The sequence below is a fragment of the Citrobacter sp. UYEF32 genome (genome assembly GCF_040546205.1).
Taxonomy (GTDB): Bacteria; Pseudomonadota; Gammaproteobacteria; order Enterobacterales; family Enterobacteriaceae; genus Phytobacter; species Phytobacter diazotrophicus.
Genome location: NZ_JBEPNI010000011.1, coordinates 55,911 through 76,895, shown reverse-complemented (window position 1 = coordinate 76,895; position 20,985 = coordinate 55,911). Strand labels below are relative to the sequence as shown.

Sequence of the window (20,985 nt, the reverse complement as noted above, 5' to 3'; positions counted from 1 at the left end):
AAATTTACGAAGTGAGATGCCTGTCATATTCCAGGCTGGAAATGAGTGCAAAAAAGAGGCGCGAGATAGCGGGGAAAGATACAGGTAACATGCTCTCCCGCATCGGGAGAGCATCAGATAAAAGTCGGCTTAGTAGTAGGAGTGCTCGCCGCGCTGGTGTTCGGTAAGATCACGTACACCTTTCAGTTCCGGGAATTCGTTAAGCAACTGCTTTTCGATCCCTTCTTTCAGCGTTACATCCACCATTGAACAGCCGTTACAACCACCGCCAAACTGGAGGATGGCATAGCCTTCATCCGTAATTTCCATCAGCGTGACGCGGCCGCCGTGGCCTGCCAGTTGCGGGTTGATCTGCGATTGCAGCAGATACTCAACACGTTCCATCAGCGGCGCGTCTTCGGACACTTTACGCATCTTCGCGTTTGGTGCTTTCAGGGTGAGCTGGGAACCCAACTGATCGGTGACAAAATCAATTTCCGCATCTTCCAGGTACGGTGCACTTAACTCATCGACATAGGCGGTCAGTTGTTCAAATTTCAGGGCGGTGTCAGTTGCTTCCACTGCATCTGGCGGACAATAAGAGACGCCGCATTCAGCGTTTGGCGTGCCTGGGTTAATCACAAATACACGGATTTGTGTCCCTTCTTCCTGATTTGCCAGCAGTTTAGCAAAATGCGCTTGCGCAGCATCAGAGATACGGATCATAGCAATGGCCTAATAGTTGACTATTTTACTTGGTTATAATACGCCCATCATCGAGGGTCTACAAGGTTCGACAAAGGCACCATACCTGAACAGACGCCGCGCCGTTGCGCAGGAGCAACCGACTTATTTCCGCGACGGTGCTGCCGGTCGTAACGACATCATCCACGATAACCATATGGAGTCCCTGGACGGGCAATTCAAGGCGAAAGGCATTTTTCAGGTTGCGTTTGCGTAGCCGGGCGCTGAGATGATGCTGAATGGACGTTGCCCGAATGCGGACAATGGCGCTCGGTTCATAACGACAGCATAACCAGTGGGCAAGCGCACGACAGAGCAGATCACTTTGGTTATATCCTCTGCGCCACTGGCGATGCCGATAAAGCGGTACGCTGATAAGCATATCGGGTTTCTGCCACTGTGTTGTTCTGCGTGCGTTGATGACTGCCAGTACCAGCAGCCGGGCCAGCGCATTTGCCATTTCCGGTCGTCGCACGAATTTGAACTGATGCACCAGCATACTCAATGGCAATGCGTAATCGCTGACCGCCACCAGACGTTGCCACGGCGGCGGTTTTTGCAGGCATCTGCCGCAAGGCAGTGTACGGCTCGCGGCAGGCAAACCACAGACTGGACAAACGGACAGGGGGGCAACTACCGCCCTGGTGCAGCAGGAACACAAGCCCCAGTGCGCTACCGCCAGCGGCATTCGACATAGCCAGCACAAGCCCGGCGCTGTTAGCATGTTCACCCTCCCTGTTTTATGAAAGAGAACGATAACTGATGAACAACATCTGGTGGGAAACCAAAGGCGAAGGAAATTGCCATCTTGTGCTGTTGCACGGATGGGGGCTGAACGCGCAGGTTTGGGATTGCATTGTGCCGCAACTACGCTCGCAATTTACACTGCATCTGGTGGACCTTCCGGGTTATGGGCGCAGTAGCGGATTTTCGGCAATGACATTGCAAGAGATGGCGGAGTGTGTGTTGGCGCAGGCGCCGCAGCGCGCCGTCTGGCTGGGCTGGAGCCTCGGCGGGCTTGTCGCAAGCAAGGTTGCGCTTCTTGCCCCTGAGCGCGTCAGCGGCCTGGTGACGGTTGCATCATCCCCTTGTTTTGGCGCGCAGGATGAATGGCCTGGCATCAAACCGGATGTGCTGGCCGGTTTCCAGCGACAGCTCAGCGAGGATTTTCAACGTACGGTCGAGCGCTTTCTCGCTCTGCAGACGATGGGTACGGAGACAGCCCGTCAGGATGCACGTCAGCTCAAGCAGGCGGTATTGTCGTTACCGATGCCCTCAACAGAGGTGCTGAACGGTGGGCTGGAGATCCTCAAAACAGAAGATCTGCGCGACGCGCTGTCAGGGCTGGAGATTCCCTTCTTGCGGCTTTACGGGCGATTAGATGGGCTGGTGCCGCGCAAAATTGTTGCCACGCTGGATGCGCGCTGGCCACAAAGCCAGTCGCTGATATTTCCTAAAGCTGCCCATGCGCCTTTTATTTCTCACCCGGACGATTTCAGCAGAGCATTGACAGAATTTAATAGTTTCACGGTGTAATTATTGTGCCACCTGGAAAAAATGCCGTTTCACGACAATACTCAGAGCGTTGCTGCGGTTGGCTTATCTTTCTTTACCACAGCATCACAATCTAAAAAAACCGAGGAGAATCAAGTCTATGAAACTTGTTACAGGTATTGTTGCATCTCTGGTGATTGGCTCCCTGTCGTTTGGCGTTATGGCAGCGCAGGAACTCGAAAAAGATAAGGTCGCGGGTATGAATCTGACAAAAGTGGGGACGATTACCACGTCTGATACCTCGGCACCCATGGACGCGAAAAAAGAGCTGTCGAAAAAAGCGGATGAGCTGGGCGGCAAATATTTCGTTGTGACCAGCGGCGAGAAGAATGAAAAAGACATCCATGCCACGGCGGATGTCTATAAGTAATGTTATGAGCGGGTCGCCTGACCCGCTATCAGCATCCTGTCAGTGACCACCATTCACGCTGGCAGGCCGATTTTCCTTCCGGGCATTGTTTGCACTCGCCGCTCAGACAGCTGTCCGCCTCTTCCTGAATCCGTACTGCTTTGCCCATGGCTTCCATGCGCGTCAGCATGGCATCGGCCATTGGCCGGGAGAGATGCAGCGCGTTACAGAGCTGGTTGATTTCCATCCGGCCCTGTAAAGCAAGCATATCGCGAACCTCAATTAACGATGCCATGTTTCGTGTCCTTAGTGGCAATCGCCCGCCGGGCTTTCACAACAACTGGCGACGGTTTTGCGGCTGGCCAGGAGATTCACATCCACGCGACTTCTGGCGCGACGCAGACCGCCAATCACGATGACATTGAATAAGATCACCGCGAGAATACAGGTGAGGCTGTAAACCGGGTGCTCATCAAAACTCACGGCCTGATAGAACAGCGTGGCAAGTGAATAGGCGATATTCAGCCCCCACAGCACGGAGAACCCCATCCAGCCACGGCTCGATTCACGGGCAATGGCGCCCATTACGGATATGCACGGCGTATAGAGCAGAACGAAAATCAGGTAGCTGTAGGCCGCAGCGGCGCTGCCGAATTTCTCACTCATCACGCCCATAGTGCCTTCTGCCATCTCACCGTCGCCCTTGCTGGCTTCAATAGGGTTGGCCAGTACGCTCAGACTGAAGGTGTTTTTCAGGCTGCTCCAGGTCTCGTCGAGTGCGGCGATCAGTTCATCGCCGAGACTGTATTCTGCGGGATTGAATTCCGCTTTCTGAATGTGTTCGGCGGTATAGAGTGAGTTGAGCGTCCCGACCACCACTTCTTTCGCCATTGCCCCCGTCACCAGGCCAACGGTCGCCTGCCAGTGGTCACCGTGCACGCCAATCGGTTCCAGTATGGGGGTAAAGACGCGGCTTACTGACGCCAGCGCAGAATCGTTAATGTTATCGACCGTTTTACCGCTCAAAGAGAAACTATTGAGAGCACTGAGGAAAATGCTCACGATCACAATGACTTTACCGGCCCGCAGCACAAAGCCTTTCAGACGCTGCCAGGTCTGCAACACCAGACTTTTCAGGTGTGGCACGTGGTAGACCGGTAGTTCCATAATGAACGGTGACGCTTCGCCACGCATGATGGTGTGTTTAAGCATCAGGCCGGTAAGGATTGCCATCACAATGCCCAGCACGTATAGCGAAAAGACCAGTAACGCCCCCTGCTGGCCGAAGAAGGCCGATGCGAAGACAGCGAAAATGGCCAGACGCGCGCCGCAGGACATAAACGGTGCCATCATCATGGTCATCAGACGTTCACGCGGCGCATCCAGGGTCCTGGCCCCCATCACTGAGGGAACATTGCAGCCAAAGCCGACAATCAGCGGCACGAAGGATTTACCCGGCAGCCCCAGCGCCTGCATCAAACGGTCCATGACGAAGGCCGCACGTGCCATATAGCCGGAGTCTTCAAGGAATGAGAGGAACAGGTACATCATGCCGATTTGCGGTACCAGCGGTAGCACCGTGTTGATACCACCGCCCAGCCCCTGAGCCAGGAAAACGGTCAGCCATTCCGGGAAATGCAGCGTATAGCCCAGCCACTGGATACCGTGGACGAAAATCGCCACTGAACCCGCATCAAAAATCGGCTGTAACGCACCACCGATGTTAATGGCGAGCAGGAACATCAGGTACATCACAAACAGGAAAATCGGTAAGCCAAGGAAGCGGTTCAGAATGATTCGGTCAACGGCTGCCGTAAACTGGCTGGATTCCGCCGTCAGGGTGTTACTGACCGCCTCGCAAATGGCGGCAATGGTTTGATAACGGGCATCGGCAATGTGCAGTGCGGGATCGTCGATTTCATCCTGCAGGCGTGCCAGTGAAATATCCAGCTTGTGGGCGGCATCACCAGCGTAAGCGCGGCTGTAGATATCGCCTTCCAGCATTTGCAGGCCCAGCCAGCGACGTTGTTGGATGGGCATGTCCGCGGCCATGCCTTGCGCCAGCTCATCGGCTTCACGCGACAGCGGCTGGGCATAGTGAACAAGCTCGATTTGTTTATTTTTCTGATGGCGATCAAGCGCGATTTTTAACGCGTCGATACCGCGACCACGGGTGGACACCAGCGGAACAACCGGGCAGCCGAGGCGAGCGGAGAGGGCGTCGATATCAATGCGGACTTTTTGCTTCTCGGCAATATCCAGCATATTCAGCGCCACCACGCAGGGAATGCCAAGTTCCAGCAACTGCAACGTGAGATAGAGGTTGCGCTCGAGGTTTGAGGCATCCACGACGTTAATCAGGATGTCCGCATCGCCGCTCAGAATGTAGTGACAGGCAATTTGCTCATCCAGTGAAGTCTGTGACGAGATAGTGGTCAGGGAGTAGGTACCGGGCAAATCGACCAGCGTAACCTGATGGTCGGTGGTAGAGAATTGCCCCTCTTTGCGCTCAACCGTGACACCCGCCCAGTTCCCCACGCGCTGGCGCGCACCAGTTAACTGATTGAATAATGTGGTCTTGCCGGAATTAGGATTACCAATTAATCCCACGGTCAATTTTTTCATTGTTCTTTTCTCTCTTTCATGGCCGGGCCATTAGCGGGAAACGGCTTCCAGTTCCAGAAACGCGAGATCTTTCTTACGCAAGACCAGATTAACGCGCCGGGTTTCAATGTGAATAGGATCACCAAGGGGGGCTACGCGCACGACATTAAATGATGAACCGGGCAACATGCCTAATGAGAGGAGTTTCTGGCGCCACGCAGGGCTAATTTCGCGAGAGAACCCCGTTATTTTCCACGCACTGTCAGGAGAGAATTGCATAGGACCTACTTATCTGTATCGCAAACAACATTCCCACCATGCGCCAGTAAAGCGCATGAAACCAGTTAGTTAGCCAGCACAGCAATGAGTGTCACTCCACTCATACAATGATAATGAGAATAGTTTTTATCATCACTATTAAACCGCGATATTGCGCAAAGCGGAACCACAATCCGAGCCATTGTTGATATGGCTCAAAATTTATGTTGTTTTGCCTTTCCCGTTTGCAATAACAAATAAGAAACAGTGAAGGGATATTTAATTTATTACCCGGACTTAAGGTTAAATTAATAATAAGAATAAAGTTTAAATAATAAAGAGTTATGAGGCGGTTTTATTAACTAAAATATAACCAATATAAAATTAGTTAATAATTTTGAAAATTAATCCAGAGATTATTCAAAGAGTTACTGGCAGGTAAGAAATAACGCAATACACCTCTTTGTTTAGATTTGAACAGATGGAAAGGGGAGTACCCTCTCCCGAAGGAGAGGGCGAAGGGTTTAACGTTTTTTGCCCATGGCGGCCGCCAGCGCATCCATCATGGCGCTGTTGCCAGCAGGCTGCGACTCGCGCCCGCGTGGTTTCGCCGGACGGGCGGCAGGGCGGTTGCCTGCCTCGCGAGCGCCACCATTACCACGCCGTGAATTGCTGTCTCCCGGCTGCTCATCAAGGCGCATGGTCAGCGCAATACGTTTGCGCTGCAGGTCCACTTCCAGCACTTTTACTTTGACGATATCCCCCGCTTTCACGACGGTATGCGGATCTTCAACAAATTTATCGGCAAGCGAAGAGATATGTACCAGGCCATCCTGATGCACGCCGATATCCACAAACGCACCGAAGTTGGTAACGTTGGTCACCGCACCTTCAAGCACCATGCCAGGCAGCAGGTCATTCATCGTTTCAACACCGTCAGCAAACTGGGCGGTTTTGAACTCCGGGCGCGGGTCACGGCCTGGTTTTTCCAGCTCTTTGATGATGTCAGTAACGGTCGGTACCCCGAAGCGCTCGTCGGTAAAGTCGGACGCTTTCAGTGACTTAAGACCGCTACTGTTGCCCATCAGATCGCGCAGAGACTGCTCTGTCGCCGCCAGAATACGTTCCACAACCGGGTACGCTTCCGGGTGCACGGTAGAGGCATCCAGCGGGTTATCACCATGGTTGATACGCAGGAAGCCCGCGCACTGCTCAAAGGCTTTTGGCCCCAGTCGGCTGACTTTTAATAGTTGCTGGCGATTCTGGAACTGACCATTCTCATCACGCCAGGCGACAATATTCTGCGCCATCATGCGGGTTAAACCGGCAACGCGAGTCAGCAGGGGAACAGACGCGGTGTTCAGGTCCACGCCGACGGCGTTTACGCAGTCTTCCACCACCGCATCCAGTTTACGGGCAAGCTGGGTCTGGCTGACGTCATGCTGATACTGACCAACCCCGATAGATTTCGGATCGATTTTCACCAGTTCGGCCAGCGGGTCCTGCAGACGACGGGCGATAGAAACCGCGCCGCGCAGCGAAACGTCCAGATCCGGGAACTCCTGTGCCGCCAGCTCAGAGGCGGAATAGACCGACGCCCCGGCCTCGCTGACGATCACTTTCTGTGCGGTGACTTTCGGGAACTGTTTCTGCACGTCCAGGAAGAAACGTTCGGTTTCACGCGATGCCGTTCCGTTGCCGATAGCGACCAGTTCAACGTTGTGTTTTTCGCACAGCGCGGCGACCACCACGGCAGCTTTTGCTGCCTGGCCGGTGTGTGGGTAAATGGTGTCAGTGGCGACCAGCTTACCCGTGCCGTCGACAACGGCGACTTTCACACCGGTACGCAGACCCGGATCGAGACCCATCGTTGCGCGCAGGCCAGCGGGTGCGGCCATCAGCAGGTCATGCAGGTTACGGGCGAAGACGTTGATCGCTTCATCTTCCGCACGTTCACGCACGGTACCCATCAGTTCGGTTTCCAGGTGCATCAGCACCTTAATACGCCATGTCCAACTGACAACACCTTTGCGCCAACTGTCTGCCGGCGCATTATTCAGCCGCAGGCCGAGGTGATCCTGAATAATTTGCTCGCAATGGCTCTCTTTTGGCGGCTCATCAAACTGCGGATCGGCATTCAGTGAGAGCTGCAATACCCCTTCGTTGCGGCCGCGGAACATGGCCAGCGCGCGATGTGACGGCACGGTGGAAATCGGCTCATGGTGATCGAAATAATCGCGGAATTTTGCGCCTTCCTCTTCTTTACCGCTCACTACGGTGGCGACTAGATGGGCGTTTTTCCACAGGTAATCACGCACTTTCGCCAGCAACTGCGCATCTTCGGCAAAGCGCTCCATCAGGATGTAGCGAGCGCCATCCAGCGCTGCTTTGGTGTCGGCAACGCCTTTGTCGGCATCAATGTATTTTGCGGCTTCGTTTTCCGGGTCGTGTGAAGGCTCGTTCCACAGCAAATCCGCCAGCGGCTCAAGGCCTGCTTCAATGGCGATTTGCCCACGGGTGCGGCGCTTGGGTTTGTATGGTAAATATAAATCTTCGAGTTCGGTTTTACTGAGCGTACCGTTGATGGCTTTGCTCAATTCATCGGTGAGCTTACCCTGCTCGCCAATCGACTTCAGGATGGCCTGGCGGCGTTCTTCGAGTTCGCGCAAATATCCCAGGCGGGTTTCCAGATTACGCAGCTGCGTGTCATCCAGACCGCCGGTGACTTCTTTACGATAACGCGCGATAAACGGCACGGTGTTCCCTTCATCAAGCAGGCGAACGGCAGCTTCTACCTGTTCGGATCTGGCCTGAAGTTCACCCGCAATAATGCGGCAGAGCGAATCATTCATCATTTCAATATCATCTTCTGAACAAAATCAGGGGATAGTTATACGGACTGAGACAGAAAAATGCCAGTCGCGCCGGGGGCTAACGGATAGTTCCTGGTGCGTTACTTTACATACTCGATTTCATTAACGTACCAGGTGGCTTCCCCGGCGGGCGTTTGCACCACTGCGACATCGCCGACCTCTTTTTTCAGCAGCGCGCGCGCCATTGGCGAGTCGATAGAGATGTAGTCTTTGCGACCAAAAATTTCGTCGTAACCGACAATGCGAAAACGTAATGTGTTGCCATCGTCATTTTCGATTTCCACCCACGCGCCGAAGAAGACTTTGCCTTCCTGTTGCGGTGAGTAATCGACAATTTTCAGGTTTTCCAGGCACTTTGTCAGATAGCGAACGCGGCGGTCTATTTCACGCAGGCGCTTTTTATTGTACTGGTAGTCGGCATTTTCACTGCGATCGCCGAGGCTCGCCGCCCAGGTGACTTTCTTGGTGACTTCCGGGCGCTCCTGACGCCAGAGAAAATCCAGTTCCTGTTTCAGCTTGTCGTAGCCTTCTCGGGTGATCAGGGGCGTTTTCATTTCGTGGCCTTCTTTTTTCTCTGATTTCTTTACAAATCACCGCCCCTTAAGGTGCGGATTAATCATCATTTCTGTGATGCAATGTGCATATAAGCTACTGTTAAATATGCTTTGTAACAATTTCGACTAGAATTTATACCAGATTTAGCTGGTCCTCGACGCGCACTTTTTTAGAATACGTATTCATAATTGTCGGAACCTTTGGGAGTAAAAACAATGCAAGAGAATTATAAGATTCTGGTAGTGGATGACGATATGCGCCTGCGCGCGCTTCTTGAGCGTTATCTTACCGAGCAGGGCTTCCAGGTTCGTAGCGTCGCTAACGCGGAGCAAATGGACCGCCTGTTGACCCGCGAATCATTCCACTTGATGGTTCTCGACTTAATGCTGCCGGGTGAAGATGGCCTGTCCATCTGTCGCCGCCTGCGTAGCCAGAGTAACCCGATGCCGATCATTATGGTGACGGCGAAAGGGGAAGAAGTTGACCGTATCGTTGGCCTCGAAATCGGTGCTGATGACTACATTCCAAAACCGTTTAACCCGCGTGAACTGCTGGCGCGTATCCGTGCGGTACTGCGTCGTCAGGCAAATGAACTGCCTGGTGCGCCTTCGCAGGAAGAAGCGGTTATCGCATTTGGTAAGTTCAAGCTGAACCTCGGTACCCGCGAGATGTTCCGCGAAGATGAGCCGATGCCGCTGACCAGCGGTGAGTTCGCCGTGCTGAAAGCGCTGGTGAGCCATCCGCGTGAGCCGCTGTCGCGCGATAAGCTGATGAACCTGGCGCGTGGTCGTGAATACTCCGCGATGGAGCGTTCTATCGACGTGCAAATCTCCCGCCTGCGTCGCATGGTGGAAGAGGATCCGGCTCACCCACGTTACATTCAGACCGTTTGGGGTCTGGGCTACGTCTTTGTGCCGGACGGTTCTAAAGCATGAGGCGAATGCGCTTCTCACCGCGCAGTTCTTTTGCCCGCACGCTGTTGTTGATCGTCACATTGCTGTTTGTCAGCCTTGTGACGACCTACCTCGTGGTGCTGAATTTCGCGATTTTGCCCAGCCTCCAGCAGTTTAATAAGGTTCTCGCCTACGAAGTTCGTATGTTGATGACCGATAAACTGCAACTGGAGGACGGTACACAACTGGTGGTTCCTCCGGCGTTTCGCCGTGAAATTTATCGCGAACTCGGTATCTCACTCTATTCCAATGAAGCCGCAGAAGACGCAGGCCTGCGTTGGGCACAGCACTATGAATTTTTAAGCCAGCAGATGGCGCAGCAACTGGGTGGCCCAACGGAAGTGCGCGTTGAGGTTAACAAGAGTTCGCCGGTTGTCTGGTTGAAAACGTGGCTGTCGCCCAATATTTGGGTACGCGTGCCGTTGACGGAAATTCATCAGGGCGATTTCTCCCCGCTGTTCCGCTACACGCTGGCTATTATGCTTTTGGCGATAGGGGGCGCATGGCTGTTTATCCGAATACAGAACCGACCGCTGGTCGACCTGGAACATGCCGCGCTAAAAGTGGGCAAAGGACATATTCCGCCGCCGCTGCGTGAATACGGTGCCTCCGAAGTGCGTTCTGTGACGCGCGCGTTTAACCAGATGGCGTCAGGGGTCAAGCAACTGGCGGATGACCGTACCCTGCTGATGGCCGGGGTGAGCCACGATTTGCGTACGCCGTTGACGCGTATTCGTCTGGCCACAGAGATGATGGCCGAAGAAGATGGCTACCTTGCGGAATCGATCAATAAAGATATCGAAGAGTGCAACGCCATCATCGAGCAGTTTATCGACTACCTGCGAACCGGGCAGGAGATGCCGATGGAAATTGCCGAATTAAACGCGGTCCTGGGCGAAGTGGTAGCGGCCGAGAGTGGCTATGAGCGTGAAATTGATACGGCGCTTAATGACAGCGAAATTCTGGTTCGTATGCACCCGCTTTCGATTAAGCGTGCCGTTGCCAATATGGTGGTGAACGCTGCCCGTTACGGTAATGGCTGGATCAAGGTCAGTAGCGGTACGGAGCTTAATCGCGCCTGGTTCCAGGTGGAGGATGACGGCCCTGGCATCAAGCCGGAGCAGCGCAAACATCTGTTCCAGCCGTTTGTCCGTGGCGACAGTGCGCGTAGCACCAGCGGTACGGGTCTTGGGCTGGCGATTGTTCAGCGTATTGTCGATAACCACAACGGTTTGCTTGAGCTTGGTACCAGTGAGCGGGGAGGCTTGTCGATCCGTGCCTGGCTGCCGATTCCCATTACTCGCCTGAACACGCCGGGCAAAGAGAACTAACAGAAAACCCGCCTTCAGTGAATTGAAGGCGGGTTTTGTTTGGCTTGCGTTGGAAAGTTACAGCTTCGGTCCGGCGCTCACCAGTGCGGCACCCGCAGGGGTATCCGTATACTTCTCAAAGTTACTGACGAACAGTTTAGCCAGTTGCGTTGCTTTCTCCTGCCACTGCTCCGGCGATGCGTAAGTATTACGTGGGTCGAGGATTTTTGTCTCCACGCCGGGCAATGTTGTGGGGATAGCCAGGTTAAACATCGGCAGGGTGAAGGTCTCGGCGTTATCCAGTTCACCATTCAGAATCGCATCGATAATCGCGCGCGTATCTTTAATGGAGATGCGTTTGCCGGTCCCGTTCCAGCCAGTGTTCACCAGGTATGCCTGCGCACCGACGGCCTGCATACGTTTCACCAGCACCTCTGCGTACTGCGTAGGGTGCAGCGACAGGAATGCTGCGCCAAAGCAGGCGGAGAAGGTGGGCGTAGGCTCCGTTACGCCACGTTCCGTGCCCGCCAGTTTAGCCGTAAAGCCTGACAAGAAGTGATACTGCGTCTGGCTTGCGGTAAGGCGGGAAACAGGCGGCAGCACGCCGAATGCGTCTGCGGTCAGGAAGATAACTTTTGTTGCATGCCCGGCTTTTGAAACGGGCTTAACGATGTTGTCGATGTGGTAGATCGGGTACGACACTCGGGTATTTTCTGTTTTCGAGGCATCGTCATAATCGATGCTGCCGTCGGCGCGTACGCTCACGTTTTCCAGCAGAGCATCCCGACGGATGGCGTGGAAAATATCCGGTTCCGCTTCCTCTGACAGTCGGATGGTTTTTGCGTAGCAACCCCCTTCGAAGTTGAAGACGCCGTCGTCGTCCCAGCCATGCTCGTCATCGCCAATCAGGCGGCGTTTTGGATCGGTAGAAAGGGTGGTTTTCCCGGTGCCTGACAGGCCAAAGAAAACGGCGACATCGCCTTTCTCGCCGACGTTTGCCGAGCAGTGCATCGATGCGATGCCTTTCAGCGGCAGCAGGTAGTTCATCATCGAGAACATCCCTTTTTTCATTTCGCCGCCGTACCAGGTACCACCAATCAACTGAATGCGTTCGGTCAGGTTGAACGCAACGAAGTTTTCTGAATTCAATCCCTGTTCTTTCCATAACGGGTTTGTGCATTTCGCCCCGTTCATGACAATAAAATCAGGTTTAAACTCAGCGAGTTCTTCGTTTGTCGGACGGATAAACATGTTCTTCACAAAGTGCGCCTGCCAGGCGACTTCTGTGATGAAACGAACGGAGAGACGGGTATCCGCGTTGGCGCCACAAAAGGCGTCGATAATAAACAGACGTTTACCGGAGAGTTGTTGCGTCACCAGCCCTTTCAAGTGTTGCCAGACTTCGGGCGAGAGCGGTTTGTTGTCGTTCTTGCCTTTGCCTTTATCAGACCACCAGACGGTGTCTCGGGTGGTGTCATCACGGACAATATACTTATCTTTCGGCGAACGGCCGGTGAAAATACCGGTGTCGACGGCGACAGCACCAGAATTCGTCAATACTCCGCGCTCGTATCCTTCCAGGTCTGGACGGAGCTCTTCCTGATACAGCGTATCGTAGTCGGGGTTATAGACGATATCCTGAACATCGTTGATACCATAAGCCTTGAGATCTTGCGGGGTTAAAACGTTAACGCGCATGTCACTACTCCTTAGCCAATATGTACTGCCTGAAATTGTAGGGTTGTTGCTCATTCCCTGACCGCGACGGGGCTCATAGATTTACGTATCTCGACAAGCCCTGGAACGCGGAAAACGCTGTGACATGGGTCACGTGGCGACACAGTTTCTGGCAATAATAGCCAGAATAATCGAGAAAATGTCACTAAAGCGACGTAAAGCGATATTTTTAACGGCAGCTTTGTGACTGTAATCGCTTTCATGAAAGTAAATTACGTAAGACTTTCAGAAAACATTTTAACGGAAACGTGACGTGCTATGCAAAAGCGCCACCGTTCAGGTGGCGCTTTTGCTGACGATTAAGGAAGGTCTTAGTGGACCTGCGGATCGGCAGGCGAGGCGTTGTTACGGATTTCAGCGATATCCATGGCGTTAAACAGATAGTGATTACCGCAGTAATCGCAATGCATGTCGATCTCGCCCTCTTCGGCAATAATGCTGTCAACTTCTTCATCTGGCAGGGTTTTTAATGCGCCAGCACAGCGCTCACGAGAGCAGGTGCATTTGAATTCCACATCCTGCGGGTCGTACAGGGTGACTTCTTCTTCGTGGTACAAACGCCACAGAACATCCTGCGCCGGAAGCGTAAGCAGCTCTTCTGCTTTGATCGTTTCAGTCAGCGTTGCCAGGTGTTCAAAATCCACCGCCTGGGTATCCTGTGCGGGTAAAACCTGCAGTAGCATACCGCCTGCAGCCGGTGCACCCTCCACATCGCCTGTACGGATGAACAAGCGGGTCGGCAGTTGTTCGGAACGCAGGAAATAATCTTCCAGACACGCTGCCAGCGTATCGCCTTCCAGACCGACGACGCCCTGATAACGTTCACCTTCTTCTGGCGTAATGGTAATGACCAGATAGCCATTGCCAACCAGCGTTTTCAGATCGGCATCGTCAGCAATGTCGCCCTGTACGCGCGCGACACCACGCATCTGTTGACGGTTGTTACCGTTGATGACGGCCAGGCTCATTGGGCCATCACCCTGTAGCTGAACGGTAATATCGCCCGCAAATTTCAGGGTGGCAGTCAGCAGGCTGGTCGCGACCAGCAACTCGCCGAGAATGTTTTTCACTGGCTGCGGATAGCTATGGTTTTCCAGGATCTGCTTCCAGGTTTCGGAGACGGTTACCAGTTCACCGCGTACGGCATAGTTCTCGAACAGGTAACGGTGTAATTGGTCATGTTGAGCCATAGTTTTCTCTCTTGCGGGTGCGCGTTACTCGCTGTCACCGTATTTAAATTTCATCAGGTCGCGGCGTTCTTTTTTATCCGGACGGCGATCGGGGTGCGGCATTGTAAGCGCATTCATCTTCCGTGCCAGCGCCATTTTTTCGCGCTTCGCTACGCTTTCCGCAGTCTCTTCATACATTTCGACGGCTTCTGCGGCGGGGCGGCGTTGTTCGGTAATAGCTTTAATAATCACCGTACGTTCGTCATTGCCCTGCCTGAGCGTCAGCGTGGCATTCAGTTCGACGATTTTACTCGGCTTGCTGCGCTGACCGTTGTAATGCACTTTGCCGCCTTCGATCATCTCGCGGGCTAAGGCGCGTGTTTTATAGAAACGCGCGGCCCACAGCCATTTATCGAGGCGAACATCAGGTGCTGACTGTTCTTTCATTACCCCTCCTTCACGCTCAGCGAGGGAATCAGGTGGCGATAATCGTTCATGCCAGGATGACGTAAATAGCTTTTCTCCGCCAGACCTGAATCCGGGTTGGTTACGCCCAGGCAGTAACGAATGCCAAATTTTGCGGCGGCATCCAGAATGGGTTCACTGTCATCAATGAACAGCGTTCTTTCGGCGTTTAAGCCGGTCTCTTGCGCCACGGCTTGCCACAAACGCTGATCCTCTTTCGGATAACCAAATGTGTGGGTGGAAAGTAATAAATCAAGGTGTGATGCCAGACCGGTGTGCTCAAGTTTCACCGCGAGATTATGCGGATGCGCATTGGTCAACAGAATGCGCCGCTTACCACTTTTTTGCAGCGCATCAAGAAAAGGGACTGTATCTTCACGCAGTACGGCGCGCGGCCCCTGCTGTGTTGTCATAGCGCAGATATCCAGCCCTAAGCGTTCGCTCCAGTAATCCAGACAATACCAGTTTAGCGTATGCTGAACGGCATGATATTCCTGACGAAGAATGGCCTGAGCCTCTGCGGGTGAAATGCCCTGCTTTGCGCCAAACGTCTCCGGCACCAGTTTTTGCCAGAAATAATTATCAAAGGCGAGATCGAGCAGCGTACCGTCCATGTCCAGCAGAACGGTATCCACGTTCTGCCAGTCGATATCAAAATGCATAAGAAACTCCAGCCAGAAATAACGATGCGCGACAGGTTAACATACCCGGCGCGCATGACATTTATCAGGTCAGGCTATCGGGTGCGGGGATAAGCCCGGGGTTCAGGCAGTTTTCGTAGTATTGCTGAATTTCAGCCAGACGCGTGCGGTTTCGATGGTAGCGGCGCAGCGCCTGGACGCCGTTATAAACGCAGCAGACGATCATTGCCAGAAGCAGCAGCGCGGTGCTGACGTAGCGCCAGAGCCCGGTTGTGCTATTTGGCATACGGTGCAGGCTGATATGACGAGTGCCGTTGGCGTCAGTCGAAATATTGGTGATGATGCCCTCGGCGGTAAAAGGGGTTTGCATCAGCATTCCCGCCAGGCGTTGGAACTCTGCCCACTGTTCGGCGGCCGGATAGTCATACAACGCGACACCAGGGTAGGGCTGATCTACCAGCTCGCTTCCTTCTTCACTCACAATCAGGAAGCCGCCTGGTGCCGGGCTGTTAAGCGCCTGTGCCGCGCGGGTTGTTTCGCGCAAAATAAAGGGCGCGGTGGAGGTGGTGACCAGGTTATCCAGCGATTCTGCGCTGACCGGGCGCAGCAACACATTCACGCCGGTGAGTTTTCCCGCACTGGCGCGTGACGTCAGCGTATCCCAGTCTTTACTGTTCCCCAGATTAACCAGCGCGTTTTTAAGCCGCAGGCAATCATCCTCTGCTGAACAGAGATCCTGCGTTTTCAGCACAATCTCAGAAAAATCATCCAGTAAGACCATGCCTGATTTTTGGATTGCCGTACGCAGCGCCGGGCTCACGCGAGAGCCGTCATCCTGTTTCGGATGCAACTGGCGGTTGACGGCTTCCACCAGTGCCGTCGCTTTGGTGACGGTTTCTGATTCCGGCAAGGGCAGCGGCGGCGCGTCGTTCCAGATAATTTGTGAACAGTCGAACGGCGCAAAAGGCGAACTTTGGCGAGCACTCCAGTTGCTTGACGAATGGATGCTACACATGCCGGTGCCGTGAATCTTTAGCGAGTCACCAATACGCAGCCCTGCTTCTTCAAGTTGACTAACTTTCGTGGCTTCGATGGTCTGCGCCCCTTTAATCCATGAAAGGGTAAACTTGATGGGCATATCCAGCGGAACCCACATCAGCAGCATAATCAGAACCAGCAGCGCTCCGGCTGAAATCACGGCGCTGCGCACCCAATGCTGGAGGGGGAAGTTCTTGACCTCATCATGCAGCGATAAAAAGCGCCCCTGTCGAACCACGTGACGATCGAGATAGATATCAATATCGCTTTGTTGCCCCAGGTCCTGGGCGATAAAAGGTTGCCAGTGTTTTGGGTAGATAAGATCAATAATGCCTAACGAGATATTGTTGATCTGTTCCTGATTGTTCTCACCAAAAAGCCCCCACCGTTTGGGCGTGCCGCGCAGGCAGTGGATTTCGCGCAGCGCAGTTTGCGCGGGCGGTGCAAAGATGCCCCAGAGCCCGGCCGCAAGCAGCATAATTCCGCCACCGGCAAGCCACGGGACAAACACGTCCGGGGTGACCAGGCAGAAAAAGAACAGTAAAAACGATGTTGAAATCAGTAAGGCTTCGCGCATACCGTCCGGGCGGCTCAGCGCATACTCTTCCACCGTTTCATGGCGAATATTAAGTAGCTCAATTTGCTCCGTCTCTTCGCCGCGGATAGCTGAGTGCGACGAGGGAATCTGTTCTGGCACCAGGCTGTGTTCTTCCGGACGGAATTCATTCAGGGCGTGGCCATTTAGCGAAATGACCAGCGGCAGAGTGTCGGTACGGATAAGCTCAACGCTGTTTTCGTCATTGATATACTGCTCCCAGAACGGCGGCAGATGGACTTCGACAGAATCGAGATAGTAGCGCCATTTGTTCGGGGCATCGGTCGTAATCCCGTAGCGGGTGATCGCACGGGTGACGCTGATGACGGTATTACTTTGCGCGTTGAGGGTGAGGGAGATCGGGGCAGCCGTCGCACCGGTCGGGCCCGGTACCTGACGGGTACGGGAGAGCGATTCCAGATAGCTTTCAACAGCGCTGCGCTCATCAGGAGTTAATTTGCGGGTTGTCGCGCCAGCGAAAGCTTGCAGATGTGGCAGGCGGTATCGTCTTTGCGATCGCGCTCTGTAAAACCACCCAACAAGGCATACGCAGGCCAGCATAGCAGCGAAATAAATCAAAATGGTGCTCATGCTTTCCCCATCTTACTTTTACTAGCAGGTGTAGTCAGTTGCACCCTTTCCCGTAAATTCAATGAATATGGCTGGAGCGTTATCGGGCAAATCGTTAGTCTAATAGGTGAGCGCCTGACAACATGCAAAATAGTAGCAAAGCCGCAATAGAGCGAATATCAGCAAATTCTTAGTTTTATTTCAACCTCTTGACTTTTAGGTTTATTTGGGAAATAGCTTCTGCTAAGTTACAGGAATGTAAATGAGGCGCGAAGAACATTGCCGAAACAGTGTCGCATGTCGCACAATAATGCCAGTAATCTCTGGAAAGACCGATAATAATGAGCGAATCATTGCAAAAACCCACCATTCTTAACGTTGAAACCGTCGCGTCTTCACGACTTTTTAACGTCGAAAGTGTGGACCTGGAATTCAGCAACGGCGTACGTCGTGTCTATGAACGTATGCGTCCCTCGTCACGCGAAGCGGTGATGATTGTGCCTATTGTAGACGATCATATCATTCTCATTCGCGAATATGCTGTGGGTACCGAATCTTATGAGCTGGGGTTTTCCAAGGGATTGATCGATCCCGGTGAAAATATGTATGAGGCGGCCAACCGCGAGCTTAAAGAAGAGGTGGGTTTTGGCGCGAAGGAATTAACGTTCCTGAAAAAACTTAGCATGGCTCCGTCTTATTTCTCCAGCAAAATGAATATCATGGTCGCTGAGGATTTATACCCGGAGTCGCTGCCCGGTGATGAGCCTGAGCCGTTACCGCAGGTGCGTTGGCCACTGGCCCATTTAATGGACTTGCTGGAAGAGCCTGATTTCAATGAGGCCCGCAATGTAAGCGCGCTGTTCTTATTAAGAGAGTGGCTTAAAGGGCAGGGCAGGTTATAAAAAAAGCGCGTAAGCGCTTTTTTTATGTCTGTCAGAACTGCGGCCCGCCCGGATAAAACATTTTTGCGTTCCATCCGGGGAGCCCTGGCAGGCTTTTATCAGAACAATTCGTGCGTCTCGCCATTATCAATAATGGTGGTTCCCACTTCGTGCACGGCCTGCTGTGTCGGCTGCGTCCCGTCAATAAAATACTCCTGACGGCTGCTGCCTCCACTTGCCAGTTGCCCTGTACTCCGGTCGATATTTACCGTCACTATACCTGGCGGTGGCGTGAGCGGTTGCTCCGGTACGCCATTGAGAACAACCTGCATGTAAGCATCCCATGCTGGCTGCGCACTCTTCGCGCCGCCTTCGTAACCCGAGATCTGATCTTTGATAGCGCCCGACGCGGAGGTGCGTCCCAGATCGCGACGGTGATCATCAAAACCGATCCAGACCGACGTCACAACGCCCGGACCATAACCGGAGAACCAGGCATCTTTCGAGCTGTTGGTGGTCCCGGTTTTCCCACCGATATCATTACGTTTGAGATCGCGACCTGCGCGCCAGCCTGTGCCTTGCCAGCCTGGTTCACCGAAGATGTTACTGTTAAGCGCGCTCTTGATTAAAAACGATAGCGGCGTACTGATCACGTGCGGTGCATACTCCTGACCACCGCTCTTCACCACCAGATCCTGATTGGCTTGCTCCAGTTGCGGCATCGGTATGGAAGGATTCTGCTGCTCCTGAGAGATAGCGACGTTTTCCATATCTTTGTTTTCCAGCACGTCTGACTTCGGTGTATCCCCATAAATTACCGGGATATTACACTCCGCGCAGGCGACCTTTGGCCGGGCTTCGAACAGAACATTACCCTGATCGTTTTCAATTTTGGTAATGAAGTACGGATCGATGAGGAAACCGCCGTTCGCCATGACTGAATAGCCGCGTGCTACCTGCATGGGCGTGAACGACGCGGAGCCCAGCGCCAGCGACTCCGTGTGCACGATGTTTTGTGCCGGGAAACCGAATCGCTGTAAATACTCGGCGGCGTAATCGACCCCCATTGCACGCATAGCGCGTACCATCACCACGTTCTTCGACTGCCCCAGCCCCTGACGCAGGCGAATTGGCCCGGCATACTCATCTGGCGAGTTTTTCGGACGCCAGTCGGAACCCGCCCCTGCATCCCAACGGGAGATAGGCACATCGTTCAGAATACTGGCCAGCGTCAGGCCTTTGTCCATCGCCGCGGTATAAAGGAATGGTTTGATGTTAGAGCCAACCTGACGCAGCGCCTGGGTGGCGCGGTTAAATTTGCTCTGATTGAAATCAAAGCCGCCAACCAGCGCCAGCACGGCGCCATCGTGCGGGTTGATGGAGACCAGGGCAGAGTTAACATCCGGCACCTGGGCCAGCCACCAGCCTTCATTTACCATGCGCACCCAAATCTGCTGACCTGCCAGCACCACATCGGTCACTTTGCGTGGGGTTGGGCCCTGTGCGGTGTCGGAACGATAAGGGCGTGCCCAGCGCATTCCGTCCATATGCAGTGATACGGAGGTCCCGTCGCCCAGCATCGCGGTGGCTTCTTGCGCATTGGCGGCCGTCACGACAGCAGGCTCCAGCGGCCCGTAGGTCGGCAACGCTTTTAGGGTGTCGGTGATTTTTTTACTGTCCCACGCGCTTTCGCCCGGTTTCCACAGCACATTCGACGGGCCGCGATAACCGTGGCGCATATCGTAGTCCATCACGTTATTGCGCACGGCATCCTGCGCCGCCAACTGCACTTTACGGGTGATGGTGGTGTAAACACGATAACCGTCTTCGTATGCTTTATCGCCGTAGCGATTCACCATCTCCTGACGCACCATTTCTGAGAGGTACGGCGCCGAGAAGGCAATTTCCGGCGCATGGTAATCCGCATCAATGGCTTCGCCGCGCGCCTGGTCATACTGCGTCTGGCTGATATAGCCCTCGCTCAGCATACGGGCCAGTACCACATTACGGCGAGCCGTTGCGCGATCAAGCGAATAGAGCGGGTTAAAGGTGGATGGCGCTTTGGGCAACCCGGCAATGACCGCCATCTCACTCAGGGTGAGCTGGTCGACGGGTTTGCCAAAGTAGACCTGTGCCGCCGCACCCACACCATAAGCACGATAACCGAGGTAAATCTTATTGAGGTAAAGCTCGAGGATCTCGTCTTTATTCAATAACTGCTCGATGCGGATAGCCAGGAACACTTCCTTGATTTTACGCATCAGCGTGCGTTCCGGACTCAGGAAGAAGTTACGTGCGAGCTGTTGCGTGATGGTGCTGGCGCCCTGTGAGGCGTGACCAGAGAAAAGCGCTACGCTGGCCGCACGGAAAATCCCCACAGGATCAACGCCATGGTGTTCATAGAAGCGGCTGTCTTCTGTGGCGACAAACGCTTTCACCATTTCTGGCGGAATCTGATTCAGCGTCAGCGGAATACGACGTTTTTCACCGTACTGCGCAATCAATTCGCCGTCGGCGCTATAGACCTGCATCGGGATTTGTAGTCGCACGTCTTTCAGCGTCGCGACGTCAGGTAGCTGCGGCTCAATGAATTTGTACAACCCATAAATCGAGCCTGCTCCCAGCAGAATGCAACACACTGCAAGGATCAATAAATACTTTACGAACTTCACCGGAGGATTCCCATTTAGTTTCATTTGGGCAGTTTATA

The 20,985-nt window shown here is 53.6% G+C and carries 18 protein-coding genes; 5 read left to right on the top strand and 13 right to left on the bottom strand.

All coding sequences use genetic code 11. The features are described 5' to 3' along the window. Positions 1–129: 129 nt before the first annotated feature. Both nfuA and gntX read right to left on the bottom strand, forming a co-directional pair. Positions 130–705 (bottom strand): Fe-S biogenesis protein NfuA, encoded by a 576-nt coding sequence (gene nfuA, locus ABIB59_RS24450; RefSeq protein WP_041851371.1) that lies wholly within the window; start codon positions 703–705, stop codon positions 130–132. 58 nt (positions 706–763) lie between these two features. After that, the gene (gene gntX, locus ABIB59_RS24445; protein ID WP_107223565.1) at positions 764–1,447 is read right to left on the bottom strand and encodes a DNA utilization protein GntX; all 684 of its coding nucleotides are present in this window, start codon (positions 1,445–1,447) and stop codon (positions 764–766) included. A 38-nt stretch (positions 1,448–1,485) separates the two neighbouring features. On the opposite strand from gntX, the gene bioH reads away from it, so the two are divergent. After that, positions 1,486–2,259 (top strand): pimeloyl-ACP methyl ester esterase BioH, encoded by a 774-nt coding sequence (gene bioH / locus ABIB59_RS24440; RefSeq protein ID WP_107223564.1) that lies wholly within the window; start codon positions 1,486–1,488, stop codon positions 2,257–2,259. Positions 2,260–2,377: 118 nt separating this feature from the next. Then, a complete protein-coding gene (locus ABIB59_RS24435) occupies positions 2,378–2,647 on the top strand; it encodes a YdgH/BhsA/McbA-like domain containing protein (RefSeq protein WP_041851374.1) in 270 nt (89 codons plus the stop codon). Between the two features lie 28 nt (positions 2,648–2,675). On the opposite strand, the gene feoC is transcribed toward ABIB59_RS24435, so the two are convergent. The 5 genes from feoC to greB form a co-directional block, all read right to left on the bottom strand. Continuing rightward, entirely contained in the window at positions 2,676–2,921 is a 246-nt protein-coding gene (gene feoC / locus ABIB59_RS24430; RefSeq protein ID WP_354037380.1) for a [Fe-S]-dependent transcriptional repressor FeoC, read from the bottom strand. Positions 2,922–2,932: 11 nt separating this feature from the next. Further along, positions 2,933–5,251: a Fe(2+) transporter permease subunit FeoB gene (feoB, locus tag ABIB59_RS24425; protein WP_079497002.1), complete on the bottom strand. Its 2,319-nt coding sequence runs from the start codon at positions 5,249–5,251 to the stop codon at positions 2,933–2,935. Between the two features lie 30 nt (positions 5,252–5,281). Further along, complete coding sequence (gene feoA, locus ABIB59_RS24420; protein WP_041851377.1) at positions 5,282–5,509, bottom strand: ferrous iron transporter A; 228 nt, start codon at positions 5,507–5,509, stop codon at positions 5,282–5,284. 503 nt (positions 5,510–6,012) lie between these two features. Continuing rightward, on the bottom strand, positions 6,013–8,343 hold the full coding sequence (locus ABIB59_RS24415; protein ID WP_110295383.1) for a Tex family protein: 2,331 nt from the start codon (positions 8,341–8,343) through the stop codon (positions 6,013–6,015). A gap of 98 nt (positions 8,344–8,441) precedes the next feature. Then, positions 8,442–8,915 (bottom strand): transcription elongation factor GreB, encoded by a 474-nt coding sequence (gene greB, locus ABIB59_RS24410; RefSeq protein ID WP_041851379.1) that lies wholly within the window; start codon positions 8,913–8,915, stop codon positions 8,442–8,444. Positions 8,916–9,131: 216 nt separating this feature from the next. Here greB and ompR point away from each other — a divergent pair, with 216 nt between their 5' ends. Together ompR and envZ are read left to right on the top strand one after the other, a co-directional pair. Next, positions 9,132–9,851: an osmolarity response regulator transcription factor OmpR gene (gene ompR / locus ABIB59_RS24405; RefSeq protein WP_001157751.1), complete on the top strand. Its 720-nt coding sequence runs from the start codon at positions 9,132–9,134 to the stop codon at positions 9,849–9,851. Next, the gene (gene envZ, locus ABIB59_RS24400) at positions 9,848–11,200 is read left to right on the top strand and encodes a two-component system sensor histidine kinase EnvZ (protein WP_041851380.1); all 1,353 of its coding nucleotides are present in this window, start codon (positions 9,848–9,850) and stop codon (positions 11,198–11,200) included. Before ompR ends, envZ begins: the two co-directional genes overlap by 4 nt. A 57-nt stretch (positions 11,201–11,257) precedes the next feature. Here the strand turns inward: envZ and pckA are convergent, their stop codons facing one another. From pckA to ABIB59_RS24375, 5 genes are all read right to left on the bottom strand, one after another. Further along, a complete protein-coding gene (gene pckA / locus ABIB59_RS24395; protein ID WP_041851381.1) occupies positions 11,258–12,877 on the bottom strand; it encodes a phosphoenolpyruvate carboxykinase (ATP) in 1,620 nt (539 codons plus the stop codon). A 350-nt stretch (positions 12,878–13,227) separates the two neighbouring features. Continuing rightward, positions 13,228–14,106 carry an Hsp33 family molecular chaperone HslO gene (hslO, locus tag ABIB59_RS24390; protein ID WP_041851382.1) on the bottom strand — a complete coding sequence of 293 codons (879 nt, stop codon included), beginning with the start codon at positions 14,104–14,106 and terminating at the stop codon, positions 13,228–13,230. Positions 14,107–14,130: 24 nt separating this feature from the next. Beyond that, positions 14,131–14,532 carry a ribosome-associated heat shock protein Hsp15 gene (gene hslR / locus ABIB59_RS24385; RefSeq protein ID WP_041851383.1) on the bottom strand — a complete coding sequence of 134 codons (402 nt, stop codon included), beginning with the start codon at positions 14,530–14,532 and terminating at the stop codon, positions 14,131–14,133. After that, positions 14,532–15,212, bottom strand: a complete 681-nt coding sequence (yrfG, locus tag ABIB59_RS24380; protein WP_041851384.1) for a GMP/IMP nucleotidase — start codon at positions 15,210–15,212, stop codon at positions 14,532–14,534. Before yrfG ends, hslR begins: the two co-directional genes overlap by 1 nt. A 64-nt stretch (positions 15,213–15,276) precedes the next feature. Then, on the bottom strand, positions 15,277–17,415 hold the full coding sequence (locus tag ABIB59_RS24375) for an intracellular growth attenuator family protein (protein WP_079497004.1): 2,139 nt from the start codon (positions 17,413–17,415) through the stop codon (positions 15,277–15,279). Positions 17,416–17,735: 320 nt separating this feature from the next. Here ABIB59_RS24375 and nudE point away from each other — a divergent pair, with 320 nt between their 5' ends. Then, positions 17,736–18,296 (top strand): ADP compounds hydrolase NudE, encoded by a 561-nt coding sequence (nudE, locus tag ABIB59_RS24370; protein WP_041851386.1) that lies wholly within the window; start codon positions 17,736–17,738, stop codon positions 18,294–18,296. Between the two features lie 98 nt (positions 18,297–18,394). Here the strand turns inward: nudE and mrcA are convergent, their stop codons facing one another. After that, complete coding sequence (gene mrcA / locus ABIB59_RS24365; protein WP_079497005.1) at positions 18,395–20,947, bottom strand: peptidoglycan glycosyltransferase/peptidoglycan DD-transpeptidase MrcA; 2,553 nt, start codon at positions 20,945–20,947, stop codon at positions 18,395–18,397. Between the last annotated feature and the right edge of the window lie 38 nt (positions 20,948–20,985).